The following is a 17,275-nucleotide window of genomic DNA, read 5'->3' on the forward strand; positions in this document are numbered from 1 at the left end:
GTCCGGACCACCAGGTCTCGAACTCCGAGGAGCGAGTGGTGACAGTCACCGAGGTAGTCCCCGTCAGCGGCGACGCGACAGTGCGGCGGACGCCGATGCAGGTCCGCAAGCGCAACGGCGCCACCGAACCCGTGGACGTGAACAAGATCGTCCGGGCGGTCGAGCGGTGGGCCGACGACCTGACCGATGTCGATCCGATGCGCGTCGCCACCCGCACCATCAGCGGCCTGTACGACGGCGCGACGACGGCAGAGCTGGACCGGCTGTCCATCCAGACCGCGGCCGAGATGATCGGCGAGGAGCCGCAATACTCGCGCCTCGCCGCCCGGCTGCTGGCCGGTTACGTCGACAAGGAGGTGCGTCGGCAGGGCATCACCTCGTTCAGCGCGGCGATCCGGGTCGGCCACGCCGAGGGCCTGATCGGAGACGACACCGCCGCGTTCGTCGCCGCACACGCCACGATGCTCGACGCCGCCGTCGATCCGGACGGCGACCGGCGATTCGAGTACTTCGGCCTGCGTACGGTGGCCGACCGGTACCTGCTGCGCCACCCCACCAGCAGGCTGGTGCTGGAGACCCCGCAGTACTGGCTGCTGCGGGTGGCCTGTGGTCTGTCCACCACGCCCGACGAGGCGACCGGCTTCTACCGGCTGATGTCCAGCCTGGCCTACCTGCCCAGCTCGCCGACCCTGTTCAACTCCGGCACCCGGCACACCCAGATGTCCTCCTGCTATCTGGTCGACTCCCCGCTCGACGAATTGGACTCGATCTACCAGCGGTACGCCCAGGTCGCCAACCTGTCCAAGTTCGCCGGCGGCATCGGCATCGCGTACTCCCGGGTCCGGTCCCGGGGCGCGCTGATCCGCGGCACCAACGGGCAGTCCAACGGGATCGTGCCGTGGCTGCGCACGCTGGACGCGAGCGTCGCCGCGGTCAACCAGGGTGGCCGGCGCAAGGGCGCGGCCTGCGTCTACCTGGAGCCGTGGCACCCGGACATCGAGGAGTTCCTGCAACTGCGCGACAACACCGGCGAGGACGCCCGACGCACCCACAACCTGAACCTCGCCAACTGGGTCCCCGACGAGTTCATGCGCCGGGTCGAGGCCGACGAGATGTGGTCGCTGTTCGACCCGCACGAGGTGCCCGAGCTGCCCGACCTGTGGGGTGAGCGGTTCGACGCCGCATACCGCGAGGCCGAGGCGCAGGGCCGCTACGTGCGGCAGGTCCCGGCCAGGGAGCTGTACGGGAAGATGATGCGGACCCTGGCCCAGACCGGCAACGGGTGGATGACCTTCAAGGACGCCGCCAACCGCTTGTGCAACCAGACCGCCGAGCCGGGCAACGTGGTGCACCTGTCCAACCTCTGCACCGAGATCGTCGAGGTGTCCAGCGACGCCGAGACCGCCGTGTGCAACCTCGGTTCGGTGAACCTCGCCGCCCACCTCACCGACGGTGGCATCGACTGGGAGCGGCTGCGCGCCACGGTCCGTACCGCTGTGACGTTCCTGGACCGGGTCATCGACATCAACTACTACCCGACCTCGCAGGCGGCGGCGAGCAACCCCCGCTGGCGGCCGGTCGGGCTCGGGCTGATGGGCCTTCAGGACGTGTTCTTCGCGCTGCGGCTGCCGTTCGACTCGCCGGCCGCGCGGGAGCTGTCCACCCGGATCAGCGAGGAGCTGTACCTGACCGCGCTGGAGACCTCGGCCGACCTGGCGCGTCGCTTCGGCGCGCATCCGACCTTCGCGCAGACCCGGGCCGCGCGGGGTCAGTTGCAGCCCGACCTGTGGGGCGTCGAGGGCACCCAGACCGCGCGCTGGGACGCGCTGCGCGAGCGGGTCGAGGCGTACGGGCTGCGCAACTCACTGTTGGTGGCGGTCGCCCCGACCGCGACCATCGCCTCGATCGCCGGGTGCTACGAGTGCATCGAGCCGCAGGTGTCGAACCTGTTCAAGCGCGAGACCCTGTCGGGGGAGTTCCTGCAGGTCAACACCGCTCTGGTACGCGAGCTGAAGGCCCGCGGTCTGTGGACCGAGCGGATCCGGTCGGCGATCAAGCGGGCCGAGGGGTCGGTGCAGGACATCGCCGAGCTGCCGGCCGGCGTACGGGAGTTGTTCCGCACCGCGTGGGAGCTGCCGCAGCGCGCTTTGATCGACCTGGCCGCGGCCCGTGCCCCGTTCATCGACCAGTCCCAGTCGCTGAACCTGTTCCTGGCCGCACCGACCATCGGCAAGCTGTCCTCGATGTACCTGTACGCCTGGAAGGCCGGGCTGAAGACCACCTACTACCTGCGCTCCCGCCCCGCCACGCGGATCCAGCAGGCGACCGTCAGCGCTGTCGCACCCGTCGCACCCGTCTCCGTCGACGCGGAGGCGCTGGCCTGCTCGCTGGAGAACCCCGAGTCGTGCGAGGCCTGCCAGTGACCGCCGCCGACACCACCGCCGCCGACACCGCACCACCGACACGAGGACCACGCACATGCTGCTCGACCCCGGGATGGACCTCACCCTCCGCCCGATGCGCTACCCGCACTTCTTCGACCGGTTCCGCGACGCCATCCGCAACACCTGGACCGTCGAGGAGGTCGACCTGCACGCCGACCTCACCGACCTGGACAAGCTGTCGCCGGCCGAGCGGCACCTGGTCAGCCGCCTCGTGGCGTTCTTCGCCACCGGCGACACGATCGTCGCGAACAACCTGGTGCTCAACCTGTACCAGCACGTCAACAGCCCCGAGGGCCGCCTCTACCTGTCCCGGCAACTGTTCGAGGAGGCCGTGCACGTCCAGTTCTACCTCAACCTGCTCGACACGTACGTGCCCGACGAGACCGAGCGGTTCGCCGCCTTCGCCGCCATCGAGAACATTCCCTCGATCCGTCGCAAGGCCGAGTTCTGCTTCCGCTGGATCGACTCGCTCAACGACCTGCGGGAGCTGCGGTCCCGGGAGGACCGACGGACGTTCCTGCTCAACCTGATCTGCTTCGCCGCCTGCATCGAGGGGCTGTTCTTCTACGGCGCCTTCGCGTATGTCTATTTCCTGCGCTCCCGTGGCCTGCTGCACGGCCTGGCCTCCGGCACCAACTGGGTGTTCCGGGACGAGTCGATGCACATGGCGTTCGCGTTCGACGTTGTCGACACCGTCCGCGCCGAGGAACCGGACCTGTTCGACGACGACCTCGCCGACCAGGTTCGGCGGATGCTCACCGAGGCCGTCGAGTGCGAGGTGCAGTTCGCCGAGGACCTGTTGGGCCACGGTGTGCCCGGTCTGACGCTGACCGACATGCGGGAGTATCTCCAGCACGTCGCCGACCGTCGCCTCGCCCAGCTCGGCATCGCCCCGCACTACGGGTCGACCAACCCGTTCGCCTTCATGGAGTTGCAGGACGTGCAGGAGCTGTCCAACTTCTTCGAGCGGCGCGTCTCGGCGTACCAGGTCGGGGTGAGCGGCACCGTCGCCTTCGACGACGACTTCTAGACGACCGATCCCGGGGCCTGGCGTCGCTTGGTGAGCCACCGCATCACGTGCAGGGGGTGCGACGCCGGGTCCGGAATCGGGTGGAAGACCTGTTCGACAGCGCCGTCGGCGATGATCAGCGTCAACCGCTCGTAGAGCGTCATGTCACCGGCGGTGCGGGTCGGCAGACGCAGCGCGTCGGCCAGCGTCAGCCTCGGGTCGGGGATCAGCGGGTAGGGCAACCGCAGCCGGTGCGCGAGTTCCCGCTGGTATCCGGTCGACTGCGCGGACAGGCCGTACACCCGGGCGGCGCCGGCCGCGCGGAGTTCCGCGTGGTGGTCGCGGAACCAGGCGGCCTGCTCGGTGCTGCCCCGGGCGCCATGGACCTCCAGCAGCCCGTTGGGCAGGTCGACGCCCGGCCGTCCGGTCAGTGGGTACACGAAGATGACGGTGCGTCCGTCGCCGAGCGCACCGAGATCGACCGGGCGGCCGTCGGTGCCGTAGAAGGACAGGGGTGGCAGGCGGGTGCCGACCAGCGCGGTGGGGTCTGTGCCGACCGCCGCGCTGCCGGGCACGACCTGGGTCGCGGCCGCGTCGAGGCGGGCGTCCAGCGCATCCCGCTGGGCGGTCAGCTTGCCGATCCGCTCCTGCAGGCCGGTGATGGTGCTGCGGTACGTGGCCACCGCAGCCGCGCACACGTCGGCGTCGTCGGCGCCACCGGCGATCGACTCGACGAACGGGCGGGTCTCCTCGACGGTGAGGCCGAGCGCCATCAACTCGCGGATCTGTGCCACCAGCCGCACCGCGATCGCGTCGTACTCCCGGTAGCCGTTGCCCAACCTCCGGGGCACGACCAGCCCGGCCGACTCGTAGTACCGCAAGGCCCGGACCGTCGTCCCGGTCCGTCGCGCCAGCTCACCCACCCGCATCCCGCGACCCTAAACCCGCACCCTGGGGTACGGGTCAACGTGTCCATCGTCGCGGTGCCAGGACCGCCGTTTCCTGCCAGTCTGGCGGAGAAAAGGCATCGTGAACAGGGAGTGTGTGATGACGGCAATCAGTCGGGTACGTGGTCGGCAGATTCTCGACAGCAGGGGCAACCCGACCGTGGAGGCCGACGTGGTCCTCACGGACGGATCGACCGGGCGGGCGGCCGTGCCCTCCGGGGCGTCGACGGGGACGAACGAGGCGGTCGAGTTGCGCGACGGGGATCGCACGCGCTTCCACGGCAAGGGCGTCACGACGGCGGTCGGCGCGGTGAACGGTGAGATCGCCGACGCGGTGACCGGGCTCGACGCGGAGGACCAGGCCCTGATCGACGAGACGATGATCGCGCTCGACGGGTCGAAGGACAAGGGTCGACTGGGTGCCAACGCGATCCTCGCCGTGTCCCTGGCGGCGGCGAAGGCGGCGGCGCTGGCGCACCGGCAGCCGCTCTACCGCTACGTCGGTGGCGTCGGGGCTCGCCTGCTGCCGGTGCCGATGATGAACATCATCAACGGCGGCGCACACGCCGACAACCCGCTCGACTTCCAGGAGTTCATGATCGCTCCGGTCGGAGCGCGGACGTTCGCCGAGGCGGTCCGGATGGGCTCGGAGGTCTTCCGCACCCTCCGGGCGTCCCTGGCGGCGGCCGGGCACAGCACCAACGTCGGGGACGAGGGCGGCTTCGCGCCGAACTTCACGGATGCCGACGAGGCGCTGCGTTTCGTGCTGCGCGCCATCGAGGACACCGGCTACGAGCCCGGCACCGACATCACGATGTGTCTCGATCCGGCCAGCTCGGAGTTCTTCCGCGACGGCGTCTACGACTACGTCGGCGAGGGGCGCGAGCGCACCGTCGAGGAGCACGTCGACCACCTGCTCGACCTGGTCTCCCGCTACCCGGTCAGCTCCGTCGAGGACCCGATGGCGGAGGACGACATCGCCGGTTGGAAGCGGCTGACGGCGCTGGCGGGGGAGCGGGTGCAGTTGGTCGGCGACGACGTCTTCTGCACCGACGTCGACCGGCTGCGCGACGGGATCGAGGGCGGTTACGCCAACGCGATCCTGGTCAAGGTCAACCAGATCGGCACGCTCACCGAGACCCTGGCGACGGTGGACGCCGCCCACAAGGCGGGGTACCGGGTGGTGATGTCACACCGCTCCGGGGAGACCGAGGACACCACCATCGCCGACCTGGCCGTGGGCGTCGGCTGCGGCCAGATCAAGACCGGCTCGCTGTCGCGCTCGGACCGCACGGCGAAGTACAACCAGCTCATCCGCATCGAGGAGGAGCTCGGCGACCGCGCTGTCTACGCCGGCAGCCGCTGAGGCACGGGACCGCGCCGGCTGCCGTGCCGGTGCCGTGCCGCCCGCTGGTCAGGTCGTCTGGCTCAGCTCGGCGAGGAGCTTCTCCACCCGGGCGCGGATCTCGTCGCGGATCGGGCGGACGGCGTCAACTCCCTTGCCGGCGGGGTCCTCCAGCTGCCAGTCCTCGTAGCGTTTGCCGGGGAAGACCGGGCAGGTGTCGCCGCAGCCCATCGTCACGATGACGTCGGAGGACTCCGCTGTCGCGTACTCCAGACGTCTGGGGGTCTGGTCGGTGATGTCGATGCCGACCTCGCGCATGGCCTGCACGGCGGCGGGGTTGACCGTGTCGGCCGGCGCGGAGCCGGCCGAGCGGACCTCGACGGTGTCGCCGGCGAGGTGGCGCAGCCAGCCGGCGGCCATCTGGGACCGGCCGGCGTTGTGGACGCAGACGAACAGGACGCTGGGCCTGGTGCTCATGAGGGGTTGCCTTCCGGGTTACGCGGTTGCCGAGGGTGCGGGAGTGAAGAAGCGGCGGCGCGCCCACAGGGACACGTAGACCAGCCCGACCAGGACGGGCACCTCGATCAGCGGGCCGACGACCCCGGCGAGGGCCTGACCGGAGGCGACGCCGAAGGTGCCGATCGCGACCGCGATGGCGAGCTCGAAGTTGTTGCCGGCCGCGGTGAAGGCCAGGGTTGTGGTGCGCTCGTAGCCGAGACCGATGGCCCGGCCGAGAGCGTAGGAGCCGGCCCACATGAGGGCGAAGTACACCAGCAGGGGCAGCGCGATGCGGACGACGTCCAGGGGGCGGCTGGTGATCGCGTCGCCCTGTAGCGCGAACAGGATCACGATCGTGAACAGCAACCCGTAGAGGGCGGCCGGGCCGATCCTGGGCAGGAAGCGTGCCTCGTACCAGGTTCGGCCCTTGGCGCGCTCGCCGAGACGGCGGGTGAGGTAGCCGGCGATCAGCGGGATGCCGAGGAAGATGAGCACGTTGCGGGCGATGTCCCAGGCCGAGATCGTCAACTCGGCACCGGACAACCCCAGCCACCGGGGCAGCACCGAGAGGTAGAACCAGCCGAGCAGACCGAAGGCGACGACCTGGAAGACGGAGTTGAGCGCGACCAGGACGGCGGCGGCCTCCCGGTCACCGCAGGCGAGGTCGTTCCAGATGATGACCATGGCGATGCAGCGGGCCAGACCGACGATGATCAGGCCGGTGCGGTACGCGGGCTGGTCGGCCAGGAAGATCCAGGCCAGGGCGAACATCACGGCGGGGCCGACGAGCCAGTTGAGCACCAGCGAGGAGATCAGCAGGCGGCGGTCGCCGGTGACGGTGTCGAGCCGGTCGTAGCGGACCTTCGCGAGCACCGGGTACATCATGATCAGCAAGCCGATCGCGATCGGCAGCGAGATCCCGCCGATCGTCACCGCTTCCAGCGCGCTGTCCAGGCCGGGGATCAGGCGACCGAGCAGCAGGCCGGCGACCATGGCCAGCCCGATCCAGGCCGGCAGGAACTGGTCGAGTCGGGAGAGGCGACCGACCACGGCGCTCTCGGTCGGGTCGCTCTGGACGGTGCTGGTCACGAGCAGTCCGGTCGGTCGGTGGGCGCCGCTGCGGGTGTGACGGTGAGCAGTGCGGAGAGCTGGCGCAGCATGGCCGGCCGGGCGCGGTAGTAGACCCAGGTGCCCCGGCGTTCGGCGTCGACGAGCCCGGCCTCCCGCAGCGTCCTGAGGTGGTGCGAGATGGTGGGGCCGGTCAGGTCGAACGCGGGGGTCAGATCGCAGACGCAGATCTCCCCACTCTCGGCGGAGGCGATCATCGACAGCAGTTGCAGCCGCACCGGGTCGCCGAGCGCCTTGAACGCGGGCGCGAGCACCGCGGCGGCCTCTGCTGGCACGCGTCGCTCGGTCAGCGAGGGGCAGCAGGCCGCCGATACCGCTTGATTAGACATTTCTCTAGGTTGACACTGATCTAATCAGTGTGCAACTGTCTGATTCGACAGGCGTCGAGACAAGCGTCGTCGAGCAACCGAACCCACCGGGAAGGAACACCTGGATGGCTGACCTCACCGTGCGGCCCATGACCGAGGCCGACTCCGAGCGGGTCCTGGCGATCTACCAGGCTGGCCTCGACGCCGGCAACGCCAGCTTCGAGATCACCGCCCCGACCTGGGCGGCCTTCGACGCCGCCCGGTTGACCGGGCACCGCTTCGTGGCCGTCGACCGCGACGGCACCGTCCTGGGCTGGATCGCGGTCTCGCCGACCTCGACCCGCGCGGTCTACGCCGGAGTGGTCGAACACTCCGTCTACGTCGACCCGGCCGCTCAGGGCCGTGGCGTCGCCCGACTGCTGCTGGACGCGCTGATCACCTCCACCGAGGCCGCCGGCATCTGGACGATCCAGTCCGGAGTCTTCCCGGAGAACGCCGCCAGCATGGCGCTGCACCAGCGGGCCGGGTTCCGCGTGATCGGCGTACGCGAGCGGGTCGGGCGCCACCACGACCGCTGGCGCGACGTCGTCCTGCTCGAACGTCGCAGCCCCACCATCACCTGACGAGCCCGCGCCCCTCAGGCGGGCCACCACATCGAGGAGTCAACGGATGAACGCTCTGGACGGCCTTCCCGTCGTCGTCATCGGCGCCGGCCCGACCGGTCTCGCCGCCGCCGCGCACCTGCACGAGCGCGGCCTGCCCTTCACCATCCTCGAAGCCGGCGACACCCCCGGTGCGGCCGTACGGCAGTGGGGGCACGTGCGCGTCTTCTCACCGTGGCGGTACAACGTCGATCCGGCCGCCCGTCGGCTCCTCGACGAGGCCGGCTGGGTCGCCCCCGACCCGGAGGCCCTGCCCACCGGCGCGGAACTCGTCGGCGACTACCTCCAGCCTCTCGCGGAGTTGCCGCAGCTCAAGCCGCACGTGCGGTACGGGGCACGCGTGGAGGCGATCAGCCGCCTCGGCCTCGACCGGCTGCGCACCGCCGGACGCGACACCGCGCCCTTCCTGCTCCGCCTCGCCGACGGCGACGAGCTGTTCGCCCGCGCCGTCATCGACGCCTCCGGCACCTGGGGTACGCCGAACGTCCTCGGCGCGTCCGGCCTGCCCGCCAGGGGAGAGGCCGACTCGGTCGCCCATCTGGAGCACGCGTTGCCGGACGTGCTCGGTGCCGACCGGGGCCGGTTCGTCGGCCGGCACACCCTCGTGGTCGGGGCCGGCCACTCGGCCGCGAACACCCTGCTGTCCCTGGCCGAGCTGTCCGCCGCCGAACCCGGCACCGAGGTGACCTGGGCGATCCGGACCGCCTCGCCGACGCGTACCTACGGTGGCGGGGCGGCCGACGCCCTCCCGGCGCGAGGCGCGCTCGGCTCGCGCCTGCGGGCGCACGTCGACGCCGGGCGCATCCGGCTGCTCACCGGGTTCTCCGTGCACGCGCTCGCCCCGACCGACGGGCGGGTGAGCGTGGTCGTGCGGCACGCCGACGGCACCGACGAGTCGATCACCGTCGACCGCATCGTGGCCGCCACGGGCTTCCGACCCGACCACTCCATCGCCGCCGAGCTGCGGTTGGACCTGGATCCGGTCCTGGGCGCGACCCGTGCGATCGCCCCACTGATCGACCCCAACGAGCACTCCTGCGGCACCGTTCCCCCGCATGGCGTGGACGAACTCGCCCACCCGGAGAGCGGCTACTACGCCGTCGGCATGAAGTCCTACGGCCGGGCGCCGACGTTCCTCATGGCCACCGGCTACGAGCAGGTCCGCTCGGTCGTGGCCGCCCTCGCCGGGGACTGGACCGCCGCCCGCGAGGTCCAGCTCGACCTGCCCGAGACCGGCGTCTGCAACAGCAACCCCGCCGAATCGGCGAGCGGCGACAACTGCTGCGGGCCGGAGCCGACGGGGCGTGGACTGAGCACCGGCATCTCCGGCGGGTTGCTGTCCGCGCCGCTCAGCCTCGTTGCCCTCGACGCCGCGCCCGCGGGCGCCTGCTGCACCACCTGATCACCGGGTTCGACGACGGTGCCCGTAGCCCTCGCGGCCGACGGGCACCGTCACCGCCGGCTGGCGCAGGCCACACACGTACGCGCCGACGGTCGGGCGACCAGCCGCTCGGCGGGAATGGGACGGGAGCACCGTTCGCACACGCCGTAGCTGCCGTCGTCGACCCGCCGCAGCGCGTTGTCCAGCTCGGCCAGGCGTCGGCGGGCCGCGTCCAGGACGGCGGTGAGTTGCGCGCGCTCGAAGGCGATGGTGCTGCCCTCGGGGTCGTGCTCGTCGTCGGCGTTGGACGACCGGGAGGCCTCGAAGAGGCTCCGAAGGTCACCGTCCAGGGCTGCGGCCTGCGCTTCGGTCTGCTCACGCAGCCGCAGTAGTTCCTCGCGGACCGCGCTGGAGTTCCTGTCCATGGCCACTCCACCGTACCCCCGCAGTGAGCGTGGTCGCTCACATGAAGTTGCGGGTGTGCAGGGCGGACAGCGCGGCCGCCTCGTCGGGCCGGAAACCCAGCCGTACCAGTCGGCGCTGGCGGCCCTGATCCATCGCGTGTTGCAGGGCCTGCACCCGGTCGAAGCCGGCGGACACATCGTCGGGATGCCAGCCGCCCGCCGCGAGCACCACCAGCGCGTCGAAGACGTCCGCGTTGAGGCCGGCGGTGTCGACGAGCGCGTCGTGGCGGCGGTGGATGGCCGCCCGCAGCCGGTCCCGCAGCAGCGGGTCGAGCCGCGCCTGATGCTCCAGGTGCGCCATGCCGAACACCACGTGCCGGCGCTCGTCCTGCATGGCGAGCCAGCAGATCCGCCGCGTCACCGGGTCGGGGGCGAACTGGTGCAGGAACGAGAGCAGATCGACGAAGCTGCCCTCGCCGAGCACGGACAGCAGGAACGAGGCCAGCGCGAAGTCGGACTCCGCGACGAGCGTGAAGAGCGACTGTCGACCGCCGGCCGATGACGTGCCCATCTCAGCGCCCCGCAGCAGTGCCCGTCGGCTGAACACCTCCATGTGCCGGGCCTCGTCGGCCATCTGCACGGCGAGGAGCTGCACCACCTCACGGAAGTGCGGATGGATCCGCCCGACGAACCGGGCCGGCACGACGAGGGCGGCCTGCTCGTTCTCGACCAGGTACGTCATCACCTGCACCACCGCGGCCTCGACGTCGGCTGGCAGCGCGAACGGGTCGTCCCACGGCACCGCGGTCTGCGGGTCCCACTGCCGCGCCGCCGCCTGCGCGTAGAGGTGAGGAGCGACATCGGCCCACACCAGGTCGCGGTCGTCCAGGTCGAACCGGGCCTCGGGGCCGCCGGCTTCGAGCAGCGCACCCCGGGCGCCGAGCCCCCACCGCGCCGGCGGCCGGCTGCGAAGTGCCGTCGGGAGGGCGGGCCCGGCGCGCTCCGCGCCGAACCAGCGGTCGTCGTCCGCCGTGCCCCGGACCACCACCGCCACCACGTCGGTCCGGTCGCCCGGCTCCGGCGCTTCGACCCGATGACCCCGGCCACGGCACCAGGCGGGCAGGTGCACCGGCAGCGCCGGGTCGCGGCCGGAGACCGCCAGTCGGCCTCCGGGCGGTAGCCCGGCCAGGGCACGCTGCACCAGCAGGTGTGCGCCCCGGCCGAAGCTCAGGTCACCGAGGTGGACCTCGGCGTCGGCGGCCGGCGCCGCGCTCACGGCCGGTAGTCCGTGGCCGTCACCCGCCCGTCAGGGGAGTAGAAGCCGGTGGCGTCGACCGCCGCGGCCAGGGCGTCGTACCCGGTGGTGCGGCCGTCCTTCCAGGCCGTCAGCCCTTCCAGGTCGAGCAGCGGACGCACCTGTGCGTCGGCGTACGACATGCCGAGCAGCAGCGTGCCAAAGAGCTGGACCCCGGCGGACTCCGGCTCGCGGACAGTCATGTTGCAGTGGTCGTACGGTGCGGTCTGCGCGACGATCCGGGTGCCGTCGGGCGGCAGTGTGCCCTCCTGGACGAACGCCAGGTGGTTGGCGTCGATCATGCAGGCGGCGTCGACCTCCCCGGCCAGCAGGGCGCGGGCCGCGTCGCGTTCACCGCCGATGTGGTCGCCGTGCAGGCCGACGCCGACATCGAAGCGGCGCACGTCGACCTCGACCCCGGCGGCCGCGAGGTGACCCAGCGGAATGAGCGTCGCCTGGGGGCTGTCCACCGCCCCGACCGCGACCACCTTCCCGGCCAGGTCCGTGACCTGCCGCGCCGGCGAGTCGGCCCGAACCACCACGACCGAGGTGAGGTCCTGGTCGGTGTCGCGCATGGTGAGCGCGCGGACGGTCGTGCCGTTGGCGACCGCCAGTCGCTCGGCGCGCAGCCAGGCCAGGGGTGAGTTCCATGCCGCGTCGATCCGTCCGGCGACGAGATCCTCGACCTGTCGCTCGTAGTGCGAGTAGAGGACGAAGTCGAAGTCCAGACTACGCCCACGTAGCCACGCGCGGAAGCCCTCCCAGATGGTCACCACCTTGGGGTCGTACGCGACGGCGCCCATCAGGACCGACGGCGCCGGTATCAGCGGTTGGCCTCGTCGAGCAGTGGCAGGCCGGTGGCGACCCGGCCGACGAAGTCGTGCAGAGCGTCGGTGGTCGGTGCCATCACCCGGGCCGCCCGCGAGTCCCGGAAACGGCGCTCAAGGCCCAGCTCCTTGCGGAACGCGCTGCCACCGCAGAGCTGCATCGCGCCGTCGGTCACGTCGGCGACGGTCTCGCCGGCGAGCGCCTTGACCTGGAGGACCCGCAGCATCGCGTCGTCGCGGCCGGTCTCCAGAGCGGTGAGGGTGTCGCCCAGGAAGGCGCGTAGCGCGTCGGTGCGGATCATCAGTCGGGCGAGGTCGCGGCGGGTGACGGGCGCGTCGCGCAGGGCGGCACCGGTGTGCGCGAGCGTGGCCCTGGTGACATGGCGGCTCGCCTCGGTGACCGCGCTCTGGGCGAGACCGAGACAGAACGCGGCGTTGAGCACCAGGAACCAGGGGAGGACCGCACCGAGCGCGGTGTCGAGCCCGGCGCCGTCGGCCGCCATCATCGCCGTCGAGGGAACCCGGAGCCCGTCGGCGGTCATCGGCCGGGAGCCGTTGCCGCGCAGGCCGAGCCCGTCGAAGTCGCCCGTCACGCTCAGACCGGCACTGCCGGCCGGCACGAGCCACAGCGTCATCGGACCGGCATCGGGAGTCACCGGGAGGCTCGACCAGACGTAGCTGTCCACCTCGCCGGCGGAGGTGACCCAGCTCTTGCGGGCGTCGAGGCGGACACTGCCGTCGTCGGTGGCTGTCGCGGTGCCGGTGGGCGACCAGAAGTGGCTGCGGGAGCCGTACTCGGAGAACGCCAACGTGGTGAGGTGCCCGCCGGCCGCGATGTCGGCGCGGACCTCGCGCGGGCCCTGTGCCTCGATGACGGCGGTCGCCGCGTAGTGCATGAGGACCACCATCGCCGTGGAGCCGCACTCGGCGGCCAGCCGCTCGACGACCTCGGCGACCACCCGCATGCCGTGGCCGCTGCCACCGACCTCGCTCGAGGAGGCCAGGCCGAGCAGGCCGGCCGCGGCGAGGGCGTCGACACCTTGGCGGGGGAAGACACCGTCCCGGTCGACAGTCGTCGCCTGCGGGCGGATCACGTCGTCGATGACGGTGCCGAGGGTGCTCGCGACATCGGTGGTGGGATGGGCATTGTCGACAGTGGTCGTCATGCTGGTGCCCCTTCGACCGAAGCGGTCAGGCCGCCGTCGACACTATCCGAACTGGAGGACACAGCGCGAGCACCGGATCACCCTCTGGTACGCGTGCCGTCCCGGTGCGGCCGGCCGTGCCCGTCCTCCCGGTCGATCCGCAACTCCCGCTCCAGCTCGGCGATCACCGCCCGCAGGTCGTCCAGCCGTTGGGTTAGCGCGATGCGGTCCACCTCGTCCGGGACGCCGTCGCCGTCCTCGTCGTAGTCGGGGGCCAGTCGCTCGGTCATCTCCAGCCGGCGTGCCTCCTCCATCGAGTTGACGATGACGGCGATGAGGATGTTGAGCAGCAGATTGACGGTGATGACCACGTAGCTGACGTAGTAGAGCAGTGTCCACGGCGAGATGGCCATGCCCTGCTCGATGAGGTCCGGCAGGGTCTCCAGCGACAGCAGCACGAACAGCGTCAGCAGCGACTTGCCGATGTCGCCGTACTGCTCCGGGTATCTGCTACCGAAGATCAGCCAGCCGGCCATGCCGTACACGTAGAGGGTCACCACGGCCAGGGCGAGGAACCCGGTGACGCCCGGCAGGCTGCGCCACAGCGCGGAGACGATGGTCCGCAGACCCGGCGAGAACCGCACCAACCGGACCATGCGGGCGACCCGCACGACGCGCAGCAGCGCCGGGTCGCCGTGCAGGCCCGGTATGAAGATGGCCGCGATCACCACGAAGTCGAAGACGTTCCAGCCGTGCCGGAAGAAGTCCTGCGGACGCTTGCCGTAGGCCGCCAGCCGCACACCGATCTCGACGACGAAGACGGCGCGGAAGAGCAACTCCAGCCAGTGCAGTGCCGTGTTGGCCCGGTTCGGGTCGTCGTAGGTCTCCAGGCCGAGGACGATCCCGTTGGCGAGGATGACCACGACGATGGCGATCTCGAACGGGCGCGACCGGGCGAGCCGCGCGCACCGGGCCGCCCAACCGGATCGGTGCTGCGGCGACGGGGTCGGCTCACCTCGCTGGGCGGGCGCGGGTGCGCCACTCACCAGTCGGCCGGCTCGAACACGTGTGCCGGGGCCGCTGTGCGGGCCCACCTCCGGCCGTCGTGGTGGCGGTGCGGGTGGCGTGCGGGCATGCCCGTCAGCCTATCCAAGATCAATGATCGGGGGTACGACCGTCGTGGCCGCCGCACACGACGAAGACTGCGAACCGCGCCCGCTATCTAGAGTGGGCCGGTGAGTGACGCACCCCCCGTGAGCGCCGGTGACGGTGGCCCCGACCGCCCGCCCATCTGGAGCAGGCCCGAACGCGGCAGCCGTGGCCCCGCACCCGCCCACAGCCGGGACGCCATAGTGGTTGCCGCCGTCGCCCTGGCGGACGCCGAAGGGCTCGCCGCCGTGTCGATGCGTGCCGTCGCCAGCGCCCTCGGCACCGGCGCGGGCTCCCTCTACCGGTACCTGTCGTCGCGTGACGACCTGCTGGACCTGATGACCGACCGGGTCATCGGGGAGCTGCGGCCGTACCCGCAGGCGGAGGGCGACTGGTTGGACGCCATGGTGCTGTTGGGCCGCCGGCAGTTGGCGCTGTTCGGCGCCCACCCCTGGCTGCTCGACGTGTTCCACCGGGCCTCCGCCGTCGGCCCCGAGAGTCTGGCCTGGTTCGACAACTGCATCCGGGTCCTGGAACCCCTGCCCTGCGCGGTCACCGCCAAGTTCGAGGCCATCGCGATGATGACCGGCGTCGTGAGCCTCTTCGCCCGCCGCGAGGCCGGGGCCCTCAGCTTCGCCGGTGTCGACCTCGCGGCGTACCCGCACCTGGTCGCGGCCTTCGGTCAGCCCCCGGCGCCGGCGCCCCGGGCGGACCTCGTCGAGCGGACCCTGCGCAGCCTGTTGACCGGTCTGCTGCTCGGCGAGGCGGGCTGAGCGGATCGGCAGGTGGTGTCGGCCGATCCGTCGCCCGGCCGGTGCCAGCTGGTCTAGTTTTCGGTGGTGAGCAGGGCCGGCCGGCGAGCGGCGTGGTCGCACGTCAGCTGCGGAGGGGTACGCGATGTCGGATTCTGATCTTGGCGGGCTGCGGGAACGGGCCGCGAACGGTGACCGTGACGCGGTCGATCAGCTCGTCGAACTCGCCGGCGAGCGGGGTGACCTCGCGGAGCTGCGTCAGCTCGCCGAGAACGGCAACGCCGACGCGGCGGCCCAACTGGTCGAACTCGCCACCGAACTCGGCGACATGAACGAGCTGCGGCGTCTCGCCGACCGGGGTGACCGGGACGCGGCCGACCAGCTCGTCGAGGTGGCTGCGGAGCGGGCGGATGTCGGCGAGCTGCGACGGCTCGCCGATGGGGGCAACCGGGACGCGGCCGACGCGTTGGCCGAACTCACCGAGGAGCAGACCGAGGAGCAGGACGAGAACGAGTAGTCGACGCGATCCCTTGACGTCGCGCAGCCGTGGACCGGGCAGGCAGCCTGACCTGTGGTCCGTCGCCCGCCCGGCCGGCACCGGCCTGGCGGGTGCCGGGTCAGGCCCGCGCGGCCCGGACGGCGTCGCGCAGCGGGGTGCTCGGCCGCCCGATCAACCGGCTGAGGTCGTCGCTGTCGGTCGCCAGCTCGCCGATGGCGATCGAGTGGTCCAGTGCGGCGACGAACCTGGCCGTGCCCGCGTCGAGGCCGACGTTCTCAAGGGCCGAGGCCAGCTCGGCGGCGGACAGATCCCGGTGGACGACGGTGGTGCCGGTAACCTCCGTGACGGTTTCGGCCAACTCGTCGAAGGTGAACGCGGTGCCGCCCAGTTCGTAGACGGCGTTGCCGTCCTCCTCGCGGGTCAGCGCCGCCACGGCGGCTGCCGCGTAGTCGGCCCGGGTCGCGGCGGAGACCTTGCTGCCACCGGTGGCGCCGAGGATCGTGCCGGACCCCAGGTACTGCGGCAGCTGGTCGGTGTAGTTCTCCGTGTACCAACCGTTGCGCAGCACGGTGTAGGCGAGACCGGAGGCGGCGAGGACCTCCTCGGTGGCCTTGTGCTCCGGGGCGAGCGGGTTCGTGGTGGTGTCGGCCTTCAGGATGCTGGTGTAGACCAGCCGCTCGACCCCGGCGAGCGTGGCGGCCTCGATGACCGCGGTGTGCTGGGCGACGCGCTGACCGGGAGTGTCGCCGGAGATGAGCAGCAGACGGCGTACGCCGGCCACGGCGCCGGGCAGCGTCGACGGGTCGTCGTAGGTGGCCTTGCGGATCTCGACCCCGCGCGCGGCCAGGTCGGCGGCCTTCTCCGGGCTGCGGACGACGGCGGCGATGTCGGCGGCGGGAACGCCGGTGTCGAGCAACTGCCCGATCACCAGGCGACCCAGTCGGCCGGTGGCACCGGTGACGGCGTAGGTGGGCATGGGAACCTCCGGTGGATAGCGGCAGATCTGTAAGCACTTACTAATCTACAGCACTAGTCGAAGCGTAACCGTCAGGTAGGCTGGTGAGGTGAGCGACATGCCCGCCCAGGACCCGGCGGGGCCTACCCAGGAATTCGTCAGCGATGTCTTCGCCCGGGGGTGCACCTCCCGTGCGGCCTTCGAGGACGTCACCTCGAAGTGGGCCTCGCTGGCTCTGCTGGCGCTCGGCGAGGGGCGCTACCGGTTCAACGCCCTGCGTCGCCGCATCGACGGGGTCAGCGAGCGGATGCTCTCCCAGACCCTGCAGACCCTCGAACGGGACGGAATGCTCACACGCGAGGTGCTCACCGCGATCCCACCCCGCGTCGAATACTCGCTGACGCCGCTCGGCGCCCGCGTCGCCGAGCAACTGCGTGGCCTCGCTGATCTGCTGGAGGCGTCGGTGCCCGAGTTGCAGACGGCCCGCGACACCCACGAGCGCGACCGGGGCTAGACGGGCCCACGCCT

General features: G+C 71.3%; 18 protein-coding genes. 8 read left to right on the forward strand and 10 right to left on the reverse strand.

Features of this window, described 5'->3' with window-relative positions:
* The first annotated feature begins 95 nt into the window (after positions 1-95).
* The gene (locus KBX34_RS25205) at positions 96-2,423 is read left to right on the forward strand and encodes a ribonucleoside-diphosphate reductase subunit alpha (protein ID WP_247672211.1); all 2,328 of its coding nucleotides are present in this window, start codon (positions 96-98) and stop codon (positions 2,421-2,423) included.
* 55 nt (positions 2,424-2,478) lie between these two features.
* Complete coding sequence (locus KBX34_RS25210) at positions 2,479-3,474, forward strand: ribonucleotide-diphosphate reductase subunit beta (protein ID WP_210927285.1); 996 nt, start codon at positions 2,479-2,481, stop codon at positions 3,472-3,474.
* On the opposite strand, the gene KBX34_RS25215 is transcribed toward KBX34_RS25210, so the two are convergent.
* Positions 3,471-4,382, reverse strand: coding sequence for a MerR family transcriptional regulator (locus KBX34_RS25215; protein WP_210792845.1), 912 nt, complete (start codon positions 4,380-4,382; stop codon positions 3,471-3,473). The two genes, KBX34_RS25210 and KBX34_RS25215, sit on opposite strands and share 4 nt — an antisense overlap.
* Positions 4,383-4,500: 118 nt before the next feature.
* On the opposite strand from KBX34_RS25215, the gene eno reads away from it, so the two are divergent.
* Entirely contained in the window at positions 4,501-5,766 is a 1,266-nt protein-coding gene (eno, locus tag KBX34_RS25220) for a phosphopyruvate hydratase (protein WP_210927287.1), read from the forward strand.
* Between the two features lie 48 nt (positions 5,767-5,814).
* Here the strand turns inward: eno and KBX34_RS25225 are convergent, their stop codons facing one another.
* The 3 genes from KBX34_RS25225 to KBX34_RS25235 are packed head-to-tail and all read right to left on the reverse strand — an operon-like array spanning position 5,815 to position 7,700.
* Positions 5,815-6,222: an arsenate reductase ArsC gene (locus tag KBX34_RS25225; protein WP_210792847.1), complete on the reverse strand. Its 408-nt coding sequence runs from the start codon at positions 6,220-6,222 to the stop codon at positions 5,815-5,817.
* Between the two features lie 18 nt (positions 6,223-6,240).
* Positions 6,241-7,332 carry an ACR3 family arsenite efflux transporter gene (arsB, locus tag KBX34_RS25230; RefSeq protein ID WP_210927289.1) on the reverse strand — a complete coding sequence of 364 codons (1,092 nt, stop codon included), beginning with the start codon at positions 7,330-7,332 and terminating at the stop codon, positions 6,241-6,243.
* The gene (locus tag KBX34_RS25235) at positions 7,329-7,700 is read right to left on the reverse strand and encodes a metalloregulator ArsR/SmtB family transcription factor (protein ID WP_210927291.1); all 372 of its coding nucleotides are present in this window, start codon (positions 7,698-7,700) and stop codon (positions 7,329-7,331) included. Before KBX34_RS25235 ends, arsB begins: the two co-directional genes overlap by 4 nt.
* A gap of 104 nt (positions 7,701-7,804) precedes the next feature.
* On the opposite strand from KBX34_RS25235, the gene KBX34_RS25240 reads away from it, so the two are divergent.
* Positions 7,805-8,302 carry a GNAT family N-acetyltransferase gene (locus KBX34_RS25240; RefSeq protein WP_210927293.1) on the forward strand — a complete coding sequence of 166 codons (498 nt, stop codon included), beginning with the start codon at positions 7,805-7,807 and terminating at the stop codon, positions 8,300-8,302.
* A gap of 46 nt (positions 8,303-8,348) precedes the next feature.
* Positions 8,349-9,743 (forward strand): FAD-dependent oxidoreductase, encoded by a 1,395-nt coding sequence (locus tag KBX34_RS25245; RefSeq protein ID WP_210927295.1) that lies wholly within the window; start codon positions 8,349-8,351, stop codon positions 9,741-9,743.
* 50 nt (positions 9,744-9,793) lie between these two features.
* Here KBX34_RS25245 and KBX34_RS25250 read toward each other — a convergent pair whose 3' ends face one another.
* From KBX34_RS25250 to KBX34_RS25270, 5 genes are all read right to left on the reverse strand, one after another.
* Positions 9,794-10,147: a TraR/DksA C4-type zinc finger protein gene (locus KBX34_RS25250; RefSeq protein WP_088947824.1), complete on the reverse strand. Its 354-nt coding sequence runs from the start codon at positions 10,145-10,147 to the stop codon at positions 9,794-9,796.
* A gap of 37 nt (positions 10,148-10,184) precedes the next feature.
* Complete coding sequence (locus tag KBX34_RS25255; protein ID WP_210927297.1) at positions 10,185-11,402, reverse strand: ferritin-like domain-containing protein; 1,218 nt, start codon at positions 11,400-11,402, stop codon at positions 10,185-10,187.
* Positions 11,399-12,223, reverse strand: a complete 825-nt coding sequence (locus KBX34_RS25260; RefSeq protein WP_247672207.1) for a phosphate/phosphite/phosphonate ABC transporter substrate-binding protein — start codon at positions 12,221-12,223, stop codon at positions 11,399-11,401. Before KBX34_RS25260 ends, KBX34_RS25255 begins: the two co-directional genes overlap by 4 nt.
* 20 nt (positions 12,224-12,243) lie before the next feature.
* Positions 12,244-13,413, reverse strand: a complete 1,170-nt coding sequence (locus KBX34_RS25265; RefSeq protein WP_210927299.1) for an acyl-CoA dehydrogenase family protein — start codon at positions 13,411-13,413, stop codon at positions 12,244-12,246.
* A 77-nt stretch (positions 13,414-13,490) separates the two neighbouring features.
* A complete protein-coding gene (locus tag KBX34_RS25270; protein ID WP_210792855.1) occupies positions 13,491-14,438 on the reverse strand; it encodes an ion transporter in 948 nt (315 codons plus the stop codon).
* A 189-nt stretch (positions 14,439-14,627) separates the two neighbouring features.
* Between KBX34_RS25270 and KBX34_RS34305 the strand changes: the two genes are divergently transcribed.
* Both KBX34_RS34305 and KBX34_RS25280 read left to right on the forward strand, forming a co-directional pair.
* Positions 14,628-15,314: a helix-turn-helix domain-containing protein gene (locus tag KBX34_RS34305; RefSeq protein WP_307871489.1), complete on the forward strand. Its 687-nt coding sequence runs from the start codon at positions 14,628-14,630 to the stop codon at positions 15,312-15,314.
* 124 nt (positions 15,315-15,438) lie between these two features.
* Positions 15,439-15,810 carry a hypothetical protein gene (locus KBX34_RS25280; RefSeq protein ID WP_247672208.1) on the forward strand — a complete coding sequence of 124 codons (372 nt, stop codon included), beginning with the start codon at positions 15,439-15,441 and terminating at the stop codon, positions 15,808-15,810.
* 100 nt (positions 15,811-15,910) lie between these two features.
* On the opposite strand, the gene KBX34_RS25285 is transcribed toward KBX34_RS25280, so the two are convergent.
* Entirely contained in the window at positions 15,911-16,768 is an 858-nt protein-coding gene (locus KBX34_RS25285) for an NAD(P)H-binding protein (RefSeq protein WP_088947830.1), read from the reverse strand.
* A gap of 97 nt (positions 16,769-16,865) precedes the next feature.
* On the opposite strand from KBX34_RS25285, the gene KBX34_RS25290 reads away from it, so the two are divergent.
* The gene (locus KBX34_RS25290; RefSeq protein WP_088951681.1) at positions 16,866-17,261 is read left to right on the forward strand and encodes a helix-turn-helix domain-containing protein; all 396 of its coding nucleotides are present in this window, start codon (positions 16,866-16,868) and stop codon (positions 17,259-17,261) included.
* The last annotated feature ends 14 nt before the right edge of the window (positions 17,262-17,275 follow it).

This window comes from Micromonospora sp. M61, assembly GCF_018070245.1.
In the GTDB taxonomy this organism is placed as follows: domain Bacteria; phylum Actinomycetota; class Actinomycetes; order Mycobacteriales; family Micromonosporaceae; genus Micromonospora; species Micromonospora zamorensis.